Annotated in this window: 15 protein-coding genes; 11 read left to right on the top strand and 4 right to left on the bottom strand. The window is 56.2% G+C overall.

Annotated features, from left to right (window positions below; genetic code table 11):
• Nucleotides 1–12: 12 nt before the first annotated feature.
• The 3 genes from HK24_RS11460 (at nt 13) to HK24_RS11450 (ending at nt 4,443) form a co-directional block, all read left to right on the top strand.
• Entirely contained in the window at nt 13–900 is an 888-nt protein-coding gene (locus HK24_RS11460; protein ID WP_046899709.1) for a ferredoxin--NADP reductase, read from the top strand.
• A 27-nt stretch (nt 901–927) separates the two neighbouring features.
• A complete protein-coding gene (gorA, locus tag HK24_RS11455) occupies nt 928–2,328 on the top strand; it encodes a glutathione-disulfide reductase (RefSeq protein WP_086634576.1) in 1,401 nt (466 codons plus the stop codon).
• 75 nt (nt 2,329–2,403) lie between these two features.
• A complete protein-coding gene (locus tag HK24_RS11450) occupies nt 2,404–4,443 on the top strand; it encodes an FUSC family protein (protein WP_086634575.1) in 2,040 nt (679 codons plus the stop codon).
• 9 nt (nt 4,444–4,452) lie between these two features.
• On the opposite strand, the gene HK24_RS11445 is transcribed toward HK24_RS11450, so the two are convergent.
• Complete coding sequence (locus tag HK24_RS11445; RefSeq protein WP_086634574.1) at nt 4,453–5,274, bottom strand: alpha/beta fold hydrolase; 822 nt, start codon at nt 5,272–5,274, stop codon at nt 4,453–4,455.
• 84 nt (nt 5,275–5,358) lie between these two features.
• Nucleotides 5,359–5,814 carry a hypothetical protein gene (locus HK24_RS11440; protein WP_086634573.1) on the bottom strand — a complete coding sequence of 152 codons (456 nt, stop codon included), beginning with the start codon at nt 5,812–5,814 and terminating at the stop codon, nt 5,359–5,361.
• Between the two features lie 96 nt (nt 5,815–5,910).
• Here HK24_RS11440 and alkB point away from each other — a divergent pair, with 96 nt between their 5' ends.
• The 8 genes from alkB (at nt 5,911) to HK24_RS11400 (ending at nt 16,307) form a co-directional block, all read left to right on the top strand.
• Nucleotides 5,911–6,567: a DNA oxidative demethylase AlkB gene (alkB, locus tag HK24_RS11435; protein WP_086634601.1), complete on the top strand. Its 657-nt coding sequence runs from the start codon at nt 5,911–5,913 to the stop codon at nt 6,565–6,567.
• 48 nt (nt 6,568–6,615) lie between these two features.
• The gene (locus HK24_RS11430) at nt 6,616–8,010 is read left to right on the top strand and encodes a class II 3-deoxy-7-phosphoheptulonate synthase (protein ID WP_086634572.1); all 1,395 of its coding nucleotides are present in this window, start codon (nt 6,616–6,618) and stop codon (nt 8,008–8,010) included.
• On the top strand, nt 8,007–9,197 hold the full coding sequence (locus tag HK24_RS11425) for a nicotinate phosphoribosyltransferase (protein WP_086634571.1): 1,191 nt from the start codon (nt 8,007–8,009) through the stop codon (nt 9,195–9,197). Before HK24_RS11430 ends, HK24_RS11425 begins: the two co-directional genes overlap by 4 nt.
• The gene (locus HK24_RS11420) at nt 9,194–9,646 is read left to right on the top strand and encodes a hypothetical protein (protein WP_086634570.1); all 453 of its coding nucleotides are present in this window, start codon (nt 9,194–9,196) and stop codon (nt 9,644–9,646) included. Before HK24_RS11425 ends, HK24_RS11420 begins: the two co-directional genes overlap by 4 nt.
• Nucleotides 9,647–9,777: 131 nt before the next feature.
• Nucleotides 9,778–12,447 carry a pitrilysin family protein gene (locus HK24_RS11415; RefSeq protein WP_086634569.1) on the top strand — a complete coding sequence of 890 codons (2,670 nt, stop codon included), beginning with the start codon at nt 9,778–9,780 and terminating at the stop codon, nt 12,445–12,447.
• An 88-nt stretch (nt 12,448–12,535) separates the two neighbouring features.
• Nucleotides 12,536–13,030: a DUF523 domain-containing protein gene (locus HK24_RS11410; protein WP_198942126.1), complete on the top strand. Its 495-nt coding sequence runs from the start codon at nt 12,536–12,538 to the stop codon at nt 13,028–13,030.
• A 90-nt stretch (nt 13,031–13,120) separates the two neighbouring features.
• Nucleotides 13,121–14,938, top strand: a complete 1,818-nt coding sequence (locus HK24_RS11405; RefSeq protein WP_086634567.1) for a M3 family oligoendopeptidase — start codon at nt 13,121–13,123, stop codon at nt 14,936–14,938.
• 7 nt (nt 14,939–14,945) lie between these two features.
• Nucleotides 14,946–16,307, top strand: coding sequence for an AarF/ABC1/UbiB kinase family protein (locus HK24_RS11400; RefSeq protein ID WP_086634566.1), 1,362 nt, complete (start codon nt 14,946–14,948; stop codon nt 16,305–16,307).
• Nucleotides 16,308–16,379: 72 nt separating this feature from the next.
• On the opposite strand, the gene HK24_RS11395 is transcribed toward HK24_RS11400, so the two are convergent.
• Together HK24_RS11395 and HK24_RS11390 are read right to left on the bottom strand one after the other, a co-directional pair.
• The gene (locus tag HK24_RS11395; RefSeq protein WP_158093004.1) at nt 16,380–17,753 is read right to left on the bottom strand and encodes a glycosyltransferase family 1 protein; all 1,374 of its coding nucleotides are present in this window, start codon (nt 17,751–17,753) and stop codon (nt 16,380–16,382) included.
• Nucleotides 17,750–19,210: a glycosyltransferase family 1 protein gene (locus HK24_RS11390; RefSeq protein WP_086634564.1), complete on the bottom strand. Its 1,461-nt coding sequence runs from the start codon at nt 19,208–19,210 to the stop codon at nt 17,750–17,752. Before HK24_RS11390 ends, HK24_RS11395 begins: the two co-directional genes overlap by 4 nt.
• Nucleotides 19,211–19,488: the final 278 nt, after the last annotated feature.

Genomic DNA, 19,488 nt, shown 5'->3' with positions numbered 1-19,488 from the left:
ACAGAAACCGATATGTCCACCCCGAGTTTTGCCGCCCCGACTCCTGAGATCGACGAACCCATTACGGGCCTGACGCCGTATGAAGGCCATCCGAAACAGTATCGTCTGGCTGAACCCAGCAAGGAATACGCTCATCTGTATCCTGCAAAGGTTCTGACCGTTCATCACTGGACGGACCGTCTTTTCAGCTTCACCACAACGCGTGATCCGGGCCTGCGGTTCGAGAACGGCCAGTTCGCGATGATTGGCATTGAGGTCGAGGGCAAGCCGCTTCTGCGCGCTTACTCTATCGCATCGGCCAATTATGAAGATCACATGGAGTTTCTCTCCATCGCCGTGCCGGAGGGGCCGCTGACGTCCCGTCTGCGTCATGTGAAAGTGGGCGATACGGTTCTGATCGGTCGCAAGCCGGTGGGGACGCTGCTTCTTGATAACCTGAAGCCGGGTCGTAACCTGTACTTCCTGTCCACAGGCACAGGCCTTGCGCCGTTCATGAGCCTCATCAAGGACCCGGAAGCCTACGAGCGCTATGAGAATGTGATCCTCAGCCACACGGTCCGTATTTCGGGCGAACTGGCTTATGAGAACCACATCCGTCATGAACTGCCGGAGCATGAGTTTCTGGGTGAGTTCGTTGCTGAGAAGCTGAAGTACTACCCGGCTGTGACGCGTGAAGACTATGCCGTTACGGATCGCATCACGAAGCTGATCGAAAGCGGCAAGATCTTCGAGGATCTGGGCATCGACAAGCTCGACCCGGAGCATGATCGCGTCATGATCTGTGGTTCGCCGGAAATGCTTGCGGATACGGAAGCACTTCTGGAGCGTATGGGCTTTGAAGAAGGCAACATGAGCCGTCAGGGTTCGTATGTTGTCGAGAAGGCGTTCGCAGAGCGCTGAGACCAGAGGCACGGAAGGCCGGGATTTATGCAGGAATTCGATCTTTTCGTCATCGGAGCCGGATCGGGCGGGGTACGCTGTGCGCGTATTGCTGCCCAGAACGGCGCGCGCGTCGCGGTTGCGGAGCGTCGTCACTGGGGCGGAACCTGCGTCAATCTCGGCTGCGTGCCGAAGAAGCTGATGGTTTATGCGGCGGAGTATGGCCGCGAGATCGACGATGCCCGCGCTTATGGCTGGGATTTAACTCCGGGACCGCATGACTGGCGCACGCTGATTGATGCCAAGGACCGTGAGATCGAACGCCTGAATGGCATTTACGTCTCAATGCTGAAGAAAGCTGGCGTCGCGCTATTCACGGGCGATGCACGCTTTGTGGATGCGAATACGGTTGAAATCGGTCCGTCTGAGCTTGCTCCGGATGCTGCGGTTCAGACCGTTCGTGCCAAGAACATTGTCATTGCGACGGGTGGTGCACCGACGCGTCTCGATATTCCCGGTGCGGAGCACGCGATTGTTTCGGATGATGCGTTTCATCTGGAGAACCGGCCCGAGCGCGTTGCCATTATTGGCAGCGGCTATATCGGGATTGAATTTGCAGGCATTTTTGCGGGTCTCGGTTCGCAGGTGGACTTCGTTTATCGGCAGGACCTGCCGCTGCGTGGCTTTGACGAGGAAATGCGTCGCCATATCGCAGAGCTGGTGCCACTGAATGGCATCACATCCCATCCGGGCAGCACGCCGGAGCGGATTGAGAAAACATCCGAAGGGTATACCCTTCACGTGAAGGGTGGGAAGGTCATCGAAACCGACTGCGTTTTCATGGCAACCGGGCGCCATCCCAACCTGACATCCCTGCGGCTGGATCTGGCTGGGGTCGAGGTCACAGACGGACGCATTGTCACACGCCTTGAAGATGCAAAGACGAATGTTCCGGGCATTTATGCCATCGGGGATGTGACCGACACTTATAACCTCACGCCGACCGCCATTGCCGAAGGTCATCTTCTGGCGGAGCGTCTATTCGGCGAAACAGGCCGTGAGTGGTCTTTTGGCACGACGCCGAAAGCCGTGTTCTTCAGTCAGCCCCTCGCTTCGGTAGGGCTAACGGAAGAAGAAGCTGCCGAACACCACACGCTCGATATCTATACCTCGTCTTTCACGCCGATGCGCCAGTCGCTGTCTGGTCGTAAGGGCAAGGCGTTCATGAAGTTGGTTGTGGATTCAAAAAGCCAAGTCGTGCTGGGTGCCCATATGATTGGCCCGGATTCACCGGAAATCATCCAGGGGCTGGCCATTGCCGTCACGGCAGGTCTGACCAAGCGCGATCTGGACCGCACGATCGGCCTTCACCCCACAAGTGCGGAGGAGTTCGTGACCATGCGGACGCCAACGCGCCATGTTCCTCCTTCTTCCGACAAACAGAACTGATATTCCGATGGCTCATGACGATCCTTTGCCGCCCCTGAAGATCATGAGCCATTACACAGCAGGGCAGGTGCAGGCGTGAAACTCGGCTGGCTGTTTGCGCCGTCCATCACCTCTGTGATGTTCGCCCTGCGTACGACAATTGCTTCGCTATTGGCTCTGGCCATCGCTCTGTGGATGGAACTAGGTGAGCCGCAATGGGCCGCCATGACGGTCTGGATTGTCGCCCAGAACTCCCGCGGAGAAAGTATCTCCAAGGGCCGCTGGCGTCTGGTCGGTACGGTTGCCGGTATGGTTGCCGCCATCGCTCTGATGGGCATGTTTCCTCAGTATCCCTGGCTCTTTCTTCCTGCCTTGGCGATCTGGGTCGGACTTTGCGCCGGGTTCGCCACACTGACGCATAACTTTCGAGGCTATGCACTCGTTCTTGCCGGCTACACCTGCACGATCATTGCTCTTGGCGCCGTCAAAGAGCCGGACAATGTGTTCAACATCGCCATGGCGCGTGGAACGTACATTTTTCTGGGCGTGATCTGCGAGACGGTTATGGGAATGGTGTTCGTTCCCAATGTGGCAGACCGCGCCCGCGAAGAACTGCGAAAGCGGTTACAGGCTATTCTTACAAAGGCCAGCGGCGCTCTGACGGACGTTCTGAACCAGAAAGCCAACGCCACAGATACGCTCTGTGCCCTCATGGGATCGCTTCAGGCATCAAGCGATCAGATCGAGTTCTCCCGGATCGAAATTCGTAGTCAGGGCAACGAGGTCGAACATGCCTATGTGACGCTGGGCCTCGTGGCGCGTGTTCTGTCGCGCGGGCTGGGGCTCAAGACGCGTATGACGTCTGTGTCTCATATTCCGGAAGCACTTCTCCCATTTCTTCACGATATGGGGGTTGCCCTTGAAGGGCTGCCAGCACGTCTGGAAAGCGACCGTCGCGGCATTGCAGCTCTTGTTCAGACGGAAGCCTTACTGGCTGAATGTCGAGGCCGAATGCAGGCAGTTTTGCCACGCGACGACGAAGATTCCCTGAATGAAGGCATCATTCTGACAGGCGTGGAGGTCATGATTTCGGACCTCTGTGAAACACTGCGTTCCTATCGCGCCAGTGTAGATGGTGCTCCGATTTCTGAGCGTCATCGCCTGACCCGGAACACAGACTGGCGCGCGGCCGTCCGAAACGGAGTGCGGACGATGGCTGCTCTTCTATTCGGGGCATATGTCTGGGAAGTGACAGCGTGGCCGCAAGGGAGTGTATTCCTGACCTTTATCGCTGTGGTCTGCGCGCGTTTTGCCACCTTTGAGAACACGGTTCTGTTGAGTGGCGCATTCTTTTACGGCGCAGTCTGGGCCGCATTGGCGAGTGTTATTCCCGTTTTTGTCGTGATGCCTGTGACGGCCAGCTATGTCTTTTTCTGTCTGACCGTTGGCTTCTTCATGATGTTGGGCGGCCTTGCGACGCGTAATCCTGGCACGGCCGTCATGGCAGCGTCGTATGGTACGTTTTTCCCGTTCCTTCTCGGAATGGATAATCAGGGACGCATGGACGAGATTTCGTGGTTCAACACGACGATCGCCCTGCTGCTTGGTCTTGGAGCCGGCGTTGTAATTTTCCGCGCAGTTCTGCCCTTTACGCCACGTCGGGCGGCTGAGGTGCTACGGTATCAGCTGCGTCGCAGTCTACGGCGTCTGGCGCTTCCAGGCGTCGTCATGGACGAATACGTCTGGATTAATGATGGTACGCAAAGCATGGAGCGTGCCGTCCGATTTGCAGGGTCTCTCGCGAGCGATCGCGCTGAAGAGATGCTGCGTGGGACGCTGTCAGTCATGACTGTTGGGCGAAATGTGTTGATGCTGCGAAAGCTGGCGCAGCATGGCAGTTTGCCAGATACTGCCGTAGCTGCGGTGGATGGTCTGATCCGCAATCTTCTGCGTCGTAAACTGCCGCTCACCCATACAGCCGCAACGATTGAGCCGACACTGACGGAACTTTACGCCCTCGAGCGTGAATCTCAGGACCCGTCCATTCGTCATGATCTCGTGCTGGCGATTGGCTCCCTGCTGATCGTACAGTCAGAACTGCCGACCAGCAGGGCATTTCTCAGGGCAACAACCTGAGTTTCAAGGTCAGGACGCCAGGAATTCCAGCAGGTCTGCATTGACCTGTTCGGCATGGGTGAAGAACAACCCATGCGGAGCACCATCATATTCCCGGAAGATCGATCCCGGGATCAGATCGGCGGCACGCCGACCAGCGATATCAGCTGGAACCGCTGAATCAGCCGTTCCATGGATGATGAGCGTGGGAATGGTGAAAGATTGTAGATCACTGCGGAAATCGGTTTTTCCCCAAGCGTCCACACAGTCGAGCGTCGCCATTGGGCTTGCCATGCTGGCCAGTGTGAAAGACCATTCCAGCACGCCTTCACTGACAGGGTGGTGCAGCATGGTCGTGCCATAAAAGCCCGGCAGAAAGCTCTTCAGGAAGCCGAAGCGATCCTGTCGAATTTCCTGTTTGATGCCATCGAAAACAGAAATATCCACGCCTTCGGGATTGTCCGCAGTTTTCAGAAGAAATGGAACGATGGAGGCCAGAAGCACAGCTTTTGAAATTCTTGAGCGACCATGGCGCGTCAGATAGCGGGCAACTTCGCCACCGCCCATGGAGAAGCCCACGAGGGTCGCATCCCACAGGTCAAGCTGTTCCAGAATGACCGCAAGGTCATCGGCCAGAACATCGTAATTGTAGCAGTTGATGGGGTGGCCTGAGAGACCAAAGCCGCGCCGGTCATAGGTAACGACGCGGTAGCCAGCTTCGACAAGTGCGAGGGTCTGTTTTTCCCACATATCGCCGGTCAGTGGCCAGCCGTGGATCAGAACAACCGGGCGTCCGACGCCCATATCCTTCACATGAAGGCTCGTTCCGTCAGTAGCAGTAATATACGGCATGGAGTCTGCTCCTCATACGATCTGGCTGGATGATACCAGCCGCATCCTGAAGAGCAGAACCCCTGCGCTGAAGATTGGTTTCTTTTACCAGCCGTTGCCGCGCGGAGCGACATAGCCGTTGCCGGTGGCATCACCGAGCTGGCCAGACTGGGTGTTGTTGCTGCCCTGATAGGACGACCCGAATTTGGAGAGGTTGGCACCCGTTACGCTATCGCGTTCCACACCGGCCTCATGGTCCGGATCGGGCCCGTGCTCGAATTCTGTGCTCGGAGCATCCTGATAGCCAGGTGGCAGGGACCGGTGGCCACGGGCACGGAAATGCTCTCCGCCATTGGCCTTCTGTTCAGCGCCCGGCACTTGAGACTGGGTGCTGTTTTGCTGGGGGGCTGTTTCGTAGGGCTGACCGAAAGTTGTGCTCTGAGCCTGAGCCACCCCTCCCAGCAGAGCGGTCGCCAGCAGGGCATGGCAGAAAAAGCGGGAAGAGGGCAGCATGGGATCTGGTCCTGAACCAATCATGGAAATCAACGGCCCCATCACCATATGGAAAGCAGAACCGCATGTTTTTTTATAATCGGTCCGCTTGGGCTGAGGTTCAAGAGTTCTTTTCATCTTGAATGGCGGGAGCAGGAGGAAGCAGTGGAGGATCTCTTTGCGGAAATGCGGGTTCGCGCAGAGCTCGGGAAAGGCGCGGTCTGGCTTCCAGGCTTTGTCGACTCCGTTGCGGACCAGCTCCTGCAGCATATCCATTCTCTCTCCCAGATTTCTCCCTTCCGCTTCATGATGACGCCGGGTGGTCGCTCAATGTCTGTTGCCATGACCAGTTGTGGGGCCTGCGGCTGGCATACTGACAACCGTGGATACCGGTACGTTCGACACGACCCGATGACTGGCCAAGACTGGCCGCAGATGCCGGATATATTTCGTCATATCGCGGTCGCGGCTGCGCAGGAGGCCGGATTTCCAGATTTCACTCCCGTGTCGTGTCTGGTGAACCGCTACGAGCCAGGCGCAAAGATGGGGCTTCATCAGGATCGGGATGAAGATGACCTGGCATCTCCGATTGTGTCCGTTTCTCTGGGGGTTCCGGCCCGATTTGCGTTTGGAGGCTTACTGAAGACTGACCCGGTCAGGCGCTTTGATCTGAGGCATGGAGACGTCATGGTGTGGGGCGGGCCGTCTCGGCTGGCATGGCACGGCGTTTCGCCCGTGCGTGAAACATTCCATCAGCAGACAGGTGCCATGCGTTACAATCTAACTTTTCGCGCTATCAACCCGGCGCTTTTTCAGCCATAAACAGCGCCCCGCAATTCTGTTCACTTCCCGACCCCCGGAGGGCATTCAATGCACCCCTCGACCAAGACCCAGACGTCCGACAACACGATGTCATGGTCTCCTGCAAGCTGGCGTTCCCGTCCGATCGTCCAGGCCCCGTCTTATGAAGACGAAGCTGCGCTTGCTGCTGTCGAGGCTCGTCTGCATCGATATCCTCCGCTGGTTTTTGCGGGTGAAGCCCGCCGCCTGAAGACGCGTCTGGCCGCAGCATCCCGCGGTGAAGCCTTTGTGCTTCAGGGTGGGGCCTGTGCGGAAAGCTTTGACGAGTTTACGGCTGATATCGTCCGCGACACTTTCCGTGTGCTGCTTCAGATGGCTGTGGTTCTGACATTTGCCGCCAAGGTGCCTGTCGTGAAGATCGGCCGTATGGCGGGTCAGTACGCCAAGCCGCGCTCGTCCAATACGGAAACGATCGATGGTGTGACGCTGCCATGCTACCGCGGTGACATCATCAATGGTCCGGAATTCACGGCGGCTTCCCGTATCCCTGATCCTGCCCGCATGGAAACGGGGTATTTCCAGTCTGCCGGTGTGATGAACCTCCTGCGTGCGTTCGCAAATGGCGGTTATGCAAACCTGCATCAGGTTCATAGCTGGAACCTCGGCTTCGTGGAGCGCTCACCGCTCGCAGCCCGCTATCAGGATCTGGCCCATCGCATTGACGAAACGCTGTCCTTTATGCGGGCTTGTGGTTTCGACAGTGCAGCATCCCAGATTGATGAGACGGAGTTCTATACGTCTCACGAAGCTCTTCTGCTGCCCTACGAGCAGGCACTGACGCGCATCGATAGCACCAGCGGTAACTACTATGACTGCTCTGCGCACTTCCTGTGGATTGGTGATCGCACCCGTCAGCCAGATGGCGCGCATGTTGAGTTCCTGCGTGGCGTTCAGAACCCGATCGGTATCAAGGTTGGTCCGACGACCACAGTTGCCGATCTGGAAAAGCTACTTGAGATCCTGAATCCGAATGACGAGGCCGGTCGTATTACGTTGATCTCGCGTATGGGCAAGGACAAGGTGCGCGAGCATCTGCCGCCGCTTCTGGATGCCGTCATCAAGACGGGGCGTACGGTCACATGGCTGTGTGACCCGATGCATGGCAACACCACCACAACGTCCAGTAAGGTCAAGACGCGTTCTTTCGAGAGTATTCTGGGCGAAGTGCTTGGTTTCTTCGATGTGTTTGAAGCCGTAGGCCGTCGTCCGGGTGGTATCCACCTTGAAATGACTGGTCAGGATGTGACCGAATGCATTGGTGGTGCCCAGTGCCTGACGGAAGCCGATCTGGGTGATCGGTATGAAACATTCTGTGATCCACGCCTTAATGCGGAACAGTCGCTTGAAATGGCGTTTCTACTTGCGCATGAACTGACAGGCCGACGAGCAGGAAAGCAGGAATGAATTCTTCCGTTTCTCAAAGCGCATTAGAACAGTCCAGCGGTGCCATCGGCCCGCTGGATCAACAAACAATTGAATCCAGGACCGATGCTTATTTCGGACGAACCCGAAAAATCGTCGAACATTTTGGTGACGCGAAAGTCACCTATGCGGTTTTTATCCGCCGCCCGGTCATCGCGGCCTGTGGCATAGCAGTCACCTGGCTGCGAAATGTGGCCAAGGCCCAGAGTTTCGACCTCCATATCCGCGAAGTTTATGAAGAAGGGCAGTGGGTCGGCGCGGGTGAACCGCTTCTGTATCTGACTGGCCCGTTCACAAAACTTGCTCCTCTCGAAACCCTGCTCCTTCAGCGTCTTGGTGCTGCCTGTGTCGCTGCCCATAATGCGTATCAGATGGCGATGGCCTTGCCGGAAGTCCCGTTCCTAGCAATGGAAGCGCGTCATTGTTCTGGCTTCGAAATGCAGGAACAAATGGGCTATGCGGCAGCCGTTGGCTCCCGTGCAGCTCAAAAGGAAGGGGCTCGTGGGTTCATTGGAAATGCCAATGATGCAACAGCTGGCTTCTTTGGTCAGGAGCACGGTCTTGGGACCATGCCGCATGCTCTGATCGGGTATGCAGGTTCAACGCTCCGGGCTGCCGAGATGTATGCCGAAGTCTACCCGAATGATCCGCTGACCATTCTGGTGGACTATTTCGGACAGGAAGTGACGGATGCGCTGGAAGTCTGCCGACGTTTCCCGGAAAAAGCTGCTGCCGGGCAGTTGAGTGTCCGCCTCGATACGCATGGTGGGCGCTTTCTGGAAGGGTTGGACCCACAGTCGTCTTACGCCGTGCTGGAACGCTACACGCCGGGTACGATCCGTCGCTACCGCTCCGATGCAGAGCTGCGGGATCTGGTTGGCACGGGTGTTTCGGCTGCTGCGATCTGGCGGATGCGCGAAGCTCTGAATGAGGCTGGTTTTCCGAAAGTGAAAATTACGGTGTCGTCAGGGTTCAATGTGTCCAAGTGCACAAGCATGCGCGATGCTCACGCGCCGATTGACGTTGTTGGCAGTGGCTCTTTTATTCCTGATCGTTGGTCCGAGACCTATGCAACGGCAGACATCGTGGCCTATGACGGCACGCTTCGCGTCAAGATTGGGCGTGAATTTCTGCTGAACAAGGCAAAAGCCGAACAGGAGGTCTCATGAGCGACGAAGCCGAAAACCCGGGAACGGAAACTGCCGGGCAGGGCCAGTCCTGGAGTGTCAGGATCATCGATCTCTCCGGTGCATCTGAGGATGACACTGTAGAAGTTGTAAAAGACTTCATGGACCTGATGCACGCCAATGCTTACGCCCGCGCCTATGTGCGAGACAGTATTGAGCGCTGCCGCGTTTCCGGTGCGACAAGTCGTGAAGTGCTGGAAAGCTGGATGGCTTTTGGTGAGAACGCGGAAGTTGTTGATGCGGGAGATGATGGCTGGAAGTCTTCCACGGAACTGGATGACTTCGTTGCCAATCGGGCGACCCCCATGGAGCGCGACTGGCGCGCTATTGATCCGCGTCGTCTCGTGGATGACGACGAGATTGCTGGTCCTCCAGACGATGACGAAGATGATGAAGACGACGAAAATACCCACGAAGTCATTCGTCACTGAATAAATTGCTGCCCCTGTGAAACAATAGTCTCACAAGGGCGGCATCCCCGCACCGAATGGGGTCACAAAATATCCACATGACTTGGGATCTGTAACTGTTACGTTACATTGACCGATACACTGATGAAGTCATGTCGATGCATATTTTTCAAAAGACATTTCTAGCGATTTCCCTGCTCACGGGTCTGGCCTGCTCAACGGCTTATGGCGCAGACATTGGGCGCGAAACTTTGCCGAATGGTTTGCGGGTCATTGTGGTCCGCAATCCGATCGCCCCTGCCGTCAGCGTGCAACTGACCTATATGGTGGGGTCTGCTGAGGCTCCAAAAGGCTTTCCGGGCACCGCCCATGCGCTTGAGCACATGATGTTCCGTGGAACGCCGTCTCTTAGTGGAGACCAGCTTTCAACAGTGATGGGAACACTGGGAGGCCAGTTTAACGCTTTCACGCAGACGGACCTGACCCGGTACCACTGTCTGATTCCATCGCAGGATCTGGATGTCGTTCTGCATATGGAAGCGGATCGGATGCAGCATCTTTCGCTGGATGCGGGGCTCTGGGCAAAGGAACGGGGGGCCATCGAACAGGAAGTTTCGATGGATTTGTCAAACCAGGGCTTTAGAGTCCTCGAACAATTACAGCCTATTCTGTTTGGAAACAGTGGCTACGATCATTCACCGCTTGGAACGCGCTCATCCTTTGAAGCCACCGACGTCAAACTCCTGCGGGATTTCTATAAGACATGGTATGTGCCCAATAACGCAGTTCTGGTTATCGTTGGTGGTGTTGATCCGGCTGTAACCCTGAAGCACGTTGAACGGATCTTCGGCTCCATTCCGTCCCGACCGCTGCCAGAGCGCGCCCAGCTTCCTGGCACGCCAGTTGTTGCCCAGTCGGTGAGTGCACAATCGAATTATCCGGCTGATATCGTTGCTCTGTTTTGGAGGGGGCCGTCTATTCGCGATAGCGATGCTCCCGCAGTCGCTCTTCTGGACGCCGTTCTGTCGAGTCATCGTGGTCCTATGTATCCGCTCGTTCTACAGCATAAGGCGCTGGCAGCCGGACTGGACGTCGATCGGAATATTTATACGGGAACTGTTCAGGCTTCTCTGACAATTCCCCGGGGCGGTGACCCGAAAGCCGCTATGGCCCTTCTCAAGGCGACACTTGCTGATATCCGGGCCAAAGGTGTATCCGCGGATTTGGTCGAGGGTATGAAGAAGCGGTGGCTGGCATCGAAAGACTTCGAGAAAAATTCCATTGCCGGACTGGGCAGTCTCTGGTCTGGCGCTGTAACGGCGGAAAATACTGACAGTCCTGATGCATCTTTTGATCGCTTTGCGAAAGTAACAGTAGAGGACGTCAATGCTCTGGCCCGGAAGCTGCTGGACCCGGAGCGTGCTGTCGCGATGACGATGCTGGCATCAGATCACGCTACACCGCCTGCCGGGAAAGGCTTTGGTGGCGCAGAATCCTTTGGCGGTCAGGCCGGCGCGACAGGGCAGCTTCCGGATTGGGCCAAGCCGATTAATAATGTTCCCGCGCCTCCAGTTTACGCAGCGCCGGATGCGGATTTCACGCTTCCAAACGGTCTACGCGTTGTGGTGCGAACCAAGCATGTCAGCCCAACGGTCTTTCTGTTCGGGCGTATAAAGTCCAATCCAGACATTCAGGTTCCAGCGGGAAAAGAGGGTGTTGGCTCTCTGACAGGTCAGTTGTTTTCGTTCGGGTCAGTCACTCGGGATCGGGCGACGCTGGAAAAAAGTCTGGATGATCTGGCTGCCAATGCACATGGTGGTACGAATTTCTCCGTCAGCGGCCGGACGCAGGATTTCGATGCGGCTCTGTCTATTTTTGCAGACCTCGAACTGCACCCTGCGTTCCCGCAATATGCCTTTGATCTTGTGCGCCAGAACATGATCCGTATGCAGGCGGGTGTTGAGCAAACGCCTGGTTATCGTCTTCAGCGAAGCATTATGAAGACCATGATGCCAGCCGGTTCTCCTGCACTTCGTGTGCAGAGTGTGAAGAGTCTTTCGGCTCTGACGCGCGAAGACGTGCTCTCTTATTACCAGTCCGTTTATCGACCGGACATGACGACGATAGAAGTTGTTGGCGATATTTCTGTTGAAGACGCACGCAAAAAGATCACGGCGGCCTTTGGGGGATGGAAAGCTTTCGGACCAAAGCCGGAGGTAGATTTGCCTGCCATTCCCTTCAATCCGGTTCCGGCAGTTCAGTCTGTCTCTGATCCTGTTCGATCACAGGATATGGTAGCCATGATTCAGACCAATGCGCACGGATGGACCGATCCTAGGCGTTTTGACGTAGGGTTGGCCGATACCATGTTGACGAAAGGGTTTGACAGTCGCCTGTATCAGGATCTTCGGGTCAGGACGGGATATGTCTATACGGTAAGCTCGCAGGTTTCTGCCCAGAAAAACTTCGGGATTTACGGTGTTTTGTTTGGCGCTGATCCGGGTTCTGTGAAAGCGGCACGGCAGCATGTTGTGCAGGAACTCGAGATCATGGCAGCAAAGCCGGTGCCTGTTGAGGAACTGAACAGGGCCAAAGCTCATTTGATCCGCGATATGATTCTCTCAAATGCGACTATGACGGCACCAAGCGGCCTTGATGCAGATCTGACACTACATGGACTTGGCTGGGAGCATTTGAACGATGCCGCCAAAGCCTATCAGGCTGCGACACCTGAAAGCGTTCAGGCGGCATTCAAAAGCTATATTCGTCCGGATGGGTTTGCGACGTTCATATTGGGGCCGATGCCGGAGGGTCTGAACTGAAGCAGAACCAGAAGGCGTTCTGTTTTCGGGCAGATGAGGGTATCAGAACAGAATTCTCAGATGCTCCGAAAGCAGGATATTGCCGCTTGTGAAGAACCGAATTCTGGTCAGTGCCTGTCTGCTGGGTCAGCCAGTCCGATATGATGGCAAGGCAAAGACTCTTCTGCACCCGCTGCTTCAGCAATGGCAGGAAGAGGGACGTCTGGTTGTGGTCTGTCCTGAACTTGCAGGTGGGATGCCCGTTCCACGCCCCCCGGCGGAAATCGGGGCACGGAAGAATGGCAAAGATGTTCTTCTGGGCGAGGCGCGTGTGACCGACACGTCCGGTGCAGATGTGACGGATGAGTTCGTAGCGGGAGCGCGGATTGCCTTGAACGTCGCGCAGGCACAGGGATGTGGGTTCGCGTTGCTCATGGAAGGTAGCCCATCCTGTGGAAGTCAGATGATTTATGACGGCAGTTTCAGCGGGCAGAAACATGCCGGAGCAGGTGTAACGGCTGCGCTGCTCCGCCAGAACGGGATTCAGGTTTTCAGTCAGGACACGATTGAAGATCTGAGGATTGCTGTTCAGTCGGCCCATTAAATACTGCTCTGAATGGGGCCAGTGCATTTCCTACCGATTTGTCATCAACCTCCCGTTTGACCCGGCGGCAGGGACGTCTAAATTCAAAATATGAACAGTCAAAATCTCTCAGCGGCCACTGGCCCGTCTGCCCCCTCGGCCGAGAATGGTGCTCCGCCGCGCTGGGACCTGTCCGATCTGTACGCTTCGTTGGACGATCCGGCGATCGAACAGGATTTCGCGACTCTGACATCCTCCGCCAGGGCTTTCAGCGAAACCTGGAAAGGCAAGCTCGGTCAGGCCGATGGTGCTGCTTTGGCGAAGGCATTCGCAGAATATGAGCGGATCGAGGAAGGGCTGGGACGCATCGGTTCCTTTGCCCAGTTAGGTTTTGCCGCTCATACGACAGATCCGGTCTGGGGCCGTTTCACACAGGGCATTCAGGAGCGTGTCACAGATATTTCCGCTGACCTGCTCTTTTTCTCGCTGGAACTGAACCGTCTGGATGACGACGTTCTGGACAACGTGTCAGTTGCGCCAGAAATGACCAAATGGCAGCCGTTCCTGCGGGATCTGCGGGTATTCCGTCCTTATCAGCTCTCGGATGAGGTTGAGCAGGTTCTGATGGACAAGTCCGTAACTGGACGGAGTGCCTGGAACCGGCTGTTCGATGAAACCATGGCCAGCCTGACCGTCACGCTTGATGGGGAGACAAAACCCCTCGGTGCGGCTTTCAACACTCTGACGAGCGCTGAACGTGACAGGCGTGCCGCAGCAGCAGAGCAGATCAGCGTTGTGCTGGCAGACAATTCCCGTCTGCTCACAATGATTACCAACACACTCGCCAAGGACAAGGCAATCGGGGATAAGCTCCGTGGCTATCCGCGTCCGTCCAGTAGCCGGAACCGTGGCAACATGGTCGAGGACGAAGTTGTGGACGCGCTGGTCAGCGCCGTTGATGAGGCTTATCCGCGTCTATCCCATCGTTATTACGCGATGAAGGCCAAGTGGCTCGGTCTGGACAAGCTGGAGCACTGGGACCGGAATGCGCCCCTGCCGGGTGTGGCTGACACGGTTATTCCGTGGGAGAGCGGCAAACAGATCGTTCTCAATGCCTATACGGGTTTCGACCCCGCGCTTGGAACACTGGTGGACCGCTTCCTGACGCATCCGTGGATTGATGCGGAAGCTGCGCCCGGTAAGTCCTCAGGTGCTTTTGCCCACCCCACCGTACCGTCCGTCCATCCCTATATTTTGATGAACTATCATGGTCGCGCCCGCGACGTGATGACGCTGGCTCACGAGCTTGGGCATGGTGTGCATCAGATCCTTGCTGGCCAGAAGCAGGGTTATCTGAACTCCGCGACGCCTCTGACCCTGGCTGAAACGGCCTCCGTTTTCGGTGAGATGCTGACGTTCCAGTCTCTGCTCGACCGGGAAACTGATCCGAAGCGTCGTCGTCATCTTCTGGCAGCGAAAGTGGAGGACATGCTGAACACGGTAGTCCGCCAGATCGCGTTCTATCAGTTTGAGGTTCGCGTGCATGACGAGCGCGCCAAGGGTGAGCTGTCAGCAGAGCAGCTTGGCTCCATTTGGCGCGACGTACAGGAACGCAGCCTTGGTCCCGCGTTCCACTTCACGCCGGATTATGACGCCTATTGGTCCTATATCCCGCACTTCGTGCATTCACCGTTCTATGTGTACGCCTATGCCTTCGGTGACTGCCTAGTGAATGCGCTGTATGGCGTCTATCAGGATCAGCCTGACGGTTTTTCGGACAAATACCGGACCATGCTCGAAGCTGGCGGAACACTTCGCCACAAGGAATTGCTGGCGCCGTTCGGTCTTGATGCGACGGATCCGGGTTTCTGGCGTAAAGGACTGGATGTAATCTCGGGTCTGATTGATCAGCTCGAGCAGGAGGGCTGAGGGCACCATGGCGCGCGATCTCGATAATACAGGTTTGATGGGCGAACTTCGCCGGATGGCTCGGACATCTGGTGCTGTCGGCGGCATCGCTGCGCGCCTGGCTGGAAACCGTCTTGGTATCAAGACGGACAAGGGTGTCCACGCTGAAGGCCTGAAGTCTTCGCTGGGCAATCTGAAGGGGCCGCTCATGAAGGCCGCTCAGCTTCTGTCCACCATTCCCGGCGCTCTGCCGGACGAATATGCGGAAGAACTGGCTCATCTTCAGGCCAATGCCCCCCCGATGGGCTGGAACTTCGTGCGTCGTCGGATGACGGCGGAACTGGGGGCTGGCTGGGAAAAGAACTTCCGCTCTTTCAGTCACGAAGCCGTAGCTGCGGCGTCTCTGGGGCAGGTGCATCGGGCCCGTCTGGTTGATGGACGCGAGGTGGCCTGCAAACTCCAGTATCCGGACATGCAGGGGGCGGTAGATTCCGATCTGCGGCAGTTCCGTGCGGCTCTAGGCGTGTATAAGCGGTTTGAGACAACGATCCGTCAGGACGAGGTTTACACCGAACTGTCCGACCGTCTTCGGGAGGAGCTGGATTATCGTCGGGAAGCCAGCCATCTGCGCCTATATCGGGACATGCTGTCTGAAACCCCGACTGTGACCGTTCCGGCCCCCATTGAGGAACTGTCCACCGGGCGTCTTCTGACGATGGACTGGGTGTCTGGTCGCGGCATGAAGGCGGTTCTGGCGTCTGAGGCAACGCAGGAACAGCGGGACGATATGGCACGGGCGTTGTTCCGCGCCTGGTACACACCGGTTTATCGCTATGGTGTCATTCACGGTGACCCGCATATGGGCAATTTCACCGTGCGCGATGATTACGGTTTGAACCTGCTGGATTTCGGCGCTGTCCGTATCTTCTCCCCTCGCTTTGTTGAGGGCGTGGTGGATCTGTTTGCCGCGCTTCGGGATAACGATGAAGACAGAGCTTTTCACGCCTATAGCAAGTGGGGCTTCGAAGGTCTGTCGCGAGAGACCGCTGAGGTTCTGAACGAGTGGGCTCGTTTCTTCTATCGGCCGCTGATGACAGATCGTGTTTGCTCTATGCAGGAGAGCAATGATCCAGCTGAAGCCAAGCAGGTTCTGGAAAGGGTCTATGATGGGCTGAAACGAACAGGCGGCGTGAAGCTGCCTCGTGAGTTTGTTCTGATGGATCGCTCGGCAATTGGCTTGGGAAGCGCGTTCCTCCGTCTGGGCGCGCGTCTGAACTGGCATCAGATGTTTCAGGAGCTGATTGACGGTTTCGACGTAAATGTTCTGGCGGCACGTCAGAAAGAAGCTTTGGCTAAGGCCAAAGTACCTCCTGCGCTGTCATCCCTCTAATTAAAAAGGGGCGTCCTCCATGCGGAAGACGCCCTTTTTAAGTTCAGGCTAAGCTAATGACTGAAGAAATTCTCAGCTTATAAACTTGAGAATGGCTTTGGCGCTTTCAGTCCACGGGACCGGCTGGAATTCTGAGCGAACCTGTTCCGTCCAGGCTTTCAGGCCCTCAGTATCTTCAATGGTCTTGCGAATGAGCGGGTAGGCTTCATTGATATTATCCGGGTTGAAATAGCGGCTCAGCTGGCCCCCGGCTTCCGGAATGGATGTGGTTTCTGATGCCAGACAAGGGCGTCCCATAGACAGGCTTTCCGTCACAGGCAGGCCCCAGCCTTCAAAGAAGGAGGGGAAAATCGTGAAACTGCAATCAGCGTAAAGGCGTCGCAGTTCGGCGTCTGTCGGGTTCTGGATAAAGCGGATCTTTCCATCCAGCCACTCAGCGTTTTCGAGTTGCTGCATGAGGTCGGAAACCAGCCACCCCTCGCGACCCGCAAAGACGAGCGTGGGAACGTTTTCTGCCGACATTTCCTCAAGCATTCTCCGCCAGACCCGGAAAAGAAGGGCATGGTTTTTGCGTGCTTCAATGGTGGAAACGAAAAGAACGTATGGCTCCCGTACAATTGGTTCAGGAGCCATAGGGGCGTCGGCAAGGCCAAAGCCTGTACCAAGTGGAACGGTCTGGACAGTGACATGAGTGCCCACATCCTGTTCAGCCAGATAAGACTGAACGTCCCGTGCTGTTGCGTCACTGTTGGCAAAAATCATATCAGCCAAAGGAAGGATTGCGCTGTGCCAGGCTTTGAACGTGATGATGATGCCACGATCGCACCATTCGGGGTGACGAACGGGAACCAGATCATGCATGAGCATTCCAAACGACATGCGCAGCTCGTCGCGCATCCATCGAATGCTCTGAACATAGTTGGCATGATGCCAGGGTGCGCCGAGAGTCAGGAAAACGTCGCCTGGTTGGGCCGCATCCGCCAGCTTGGTGCCCTCGTCGTATTGAGCTGATGGCTTCTCCTGCTGGCGCTCCTGCATTTTTGCCCGGCCGAGATCCAGGGCAAAATGTCCTAGGGCGCGAGGGACAGTGACAAGCTCTTTGAGCGCCCAGCTTTCTGCTTGCAGGAAAGTGGAGAGGACGTCCTGCGAGGCCACTTTGTCGATCGGGGGGGCAACAGGGAACGAACCGGCTGAGCGAAAAGACCCTTTCGAGGCACTACTGCCTTCCATGATTTGTCGGAAGAGAGTTTCAACAGAAGACCAGTCTACTGTCCGAAAGCCACGGGGATCCGCAGAGTCTGCTCCACGGCGGACGAACTGAACGTCATGGCTACGCAGTTCCCGCAAGGCTGCACAGATCTCGAAAACGACGCGCTGAATTCCGCTCGGTCGACTATGATGCAGGAGATGGAACAGCAGGTCGTCAATATCTACCCAGAGTGTCATGACAGACCTCCGCTCAGATAAGCGGCGTGGCATGCATCCAACACTGCATTTGCGCTATCTTCCCATGGCACAGGCTTGAACTGGGTGCGGACCTGCTCCTGCCAGGCCTTCAAACCAGCTCGGTCTTCGATTGTTCCGCGCACAACACGATAGGCGTCGTCAAAGTCTTCAGGGTCAAAGTAGCGCGTCAGCGGGCCACCAGCTTCGGGAATGGAGGTTGAATTGGACGCTACACAGGGGCGGCCATTCACGAGGCTTTCGGTCACTGGCAGTCCCCAGCCTTCATAAAGCGATGGGAAAAGAGTGAACATGCAGCCGTCATAAAGATGGGCCAGTTCATCGTCACTCGGGTCGCGCAGAAGGCGAATTTTTCCGCGCAGCCATTCCGTGTTTTCAAGCTGCTGCATGAGGTCGGAAACCAGCCAACCCACGCGTCCTGCAAAAACGAGTGTTGGTACCTGATCTCGTGGCAGGTCAATGACCATACGCCGCCAGATCCGAAACGCTAGTAGATGGTTTTTGCGTGCCTCAAGTGTAGAGACAAAAAGGACGTAACTATCCTTCGCGGGAAGACCCAGTGGTCTTTCGCCCTCAGCGTGTCGAGGAGGGCCAAAGCCACTGCCAATTGGAATGGTCTGAACCGGACCCTGTAAAGCCAAGCGCTGTTTGCGGGCATACTCTTCAACGCTGCTAGCCGTGGAATGACTGATGGCTAACAGGCGGCCACACTGAGGGAGCGTCGTGTCCAGCCAGTGACGGAAATCACAAATGAGCGAAAGAGCGCACCATTCTGGCCTGACGGCTGGAATGAGGTCGTAAACAAGGAGAACGGGTTTAACGCCAAAAGCCTTGCGAAGGCGCGCCAGGCGCTCCCCAAAATCTGGCTCGGACCATGCCGCACCAAGGATCAGAAAAATATCCCCTGGGCGCGGTGATGCCTCTGGGTGTTCTGCGACATAGGCGGGGGAGGGCTGAGCCACGGGAGCGGGCTGTACAGCAGTTGATGCCGGGCGATGAAGCTTTGAACGCGCGTAACGTTTCAGGAGCTGTAATGCGCGCAGCTGATTAACAGCGATGTTCAGGAGTGGGCGGGCAAGCTCTGGTGGCAGACTTTCCAGGCGTCGGATAACGGTATGACGAAAGCTGCGCATGAGCGAGCGGGCGTTCTGTCGCGTTTTTTTGGCGGCTGTCGTCCGGGGCGGCGTGATTTTTTCTTCCGAACGGACGGAGAAAAGCGCTTCCAGTTCCTCAAAAGTAACTGACGAGAGAAGGCAGGCTTCCTCTTTGCCGCGCCGGGTCAGAACTATGCGACCGATACCTGGCTTTTGGGCAGCCTGCTGCCGGATAACATGCAGTATTTCAAAGACAACGCGCTGAATTCCGCTAGGACGCGCATTGTTTTCGAAGTACTGAAAGATGTCTTCGACGTCGATCCAGATAACGTAATCTTTGTTCATGGGTCCAGGCTAGCTTCAGTTTGGCCGACGGAAACGGCATTCATTCAAATCATTTTGAACGAAGATTGTATGACAAGTGTCGTCCAGTGATCAAGGGCGTGTGCCTAACTTCCAGAGTATCGAGAAGTTGTTATTTATTTCTCGATATTACTTTGATTTTGACACAATTGTTTGATCTGTGGGTGTCGCGACGGAGCAGAAAACACGTTGCAAGGTACATAGACGATGGACACATACCGGCAGTGCGAAGGTAAAGAGTTTTTCGCGATGACGCGCTC

Origin of the sequence: Gluconobacter sp. DsW_058 (genome assembly GCF_002153615.1) — a bacterium.
GTDB lineage: Bacteria > Pseudomonadota > Alphaproteobacteria > Acetobacterales > Acetobacteraceae > Gluconobacter > Gluconobacter cerinus.
Note: the sequence above shows the minus strand (reverse complement) of the source record. Positions and strands in the feature narration are given on the sequence as shown.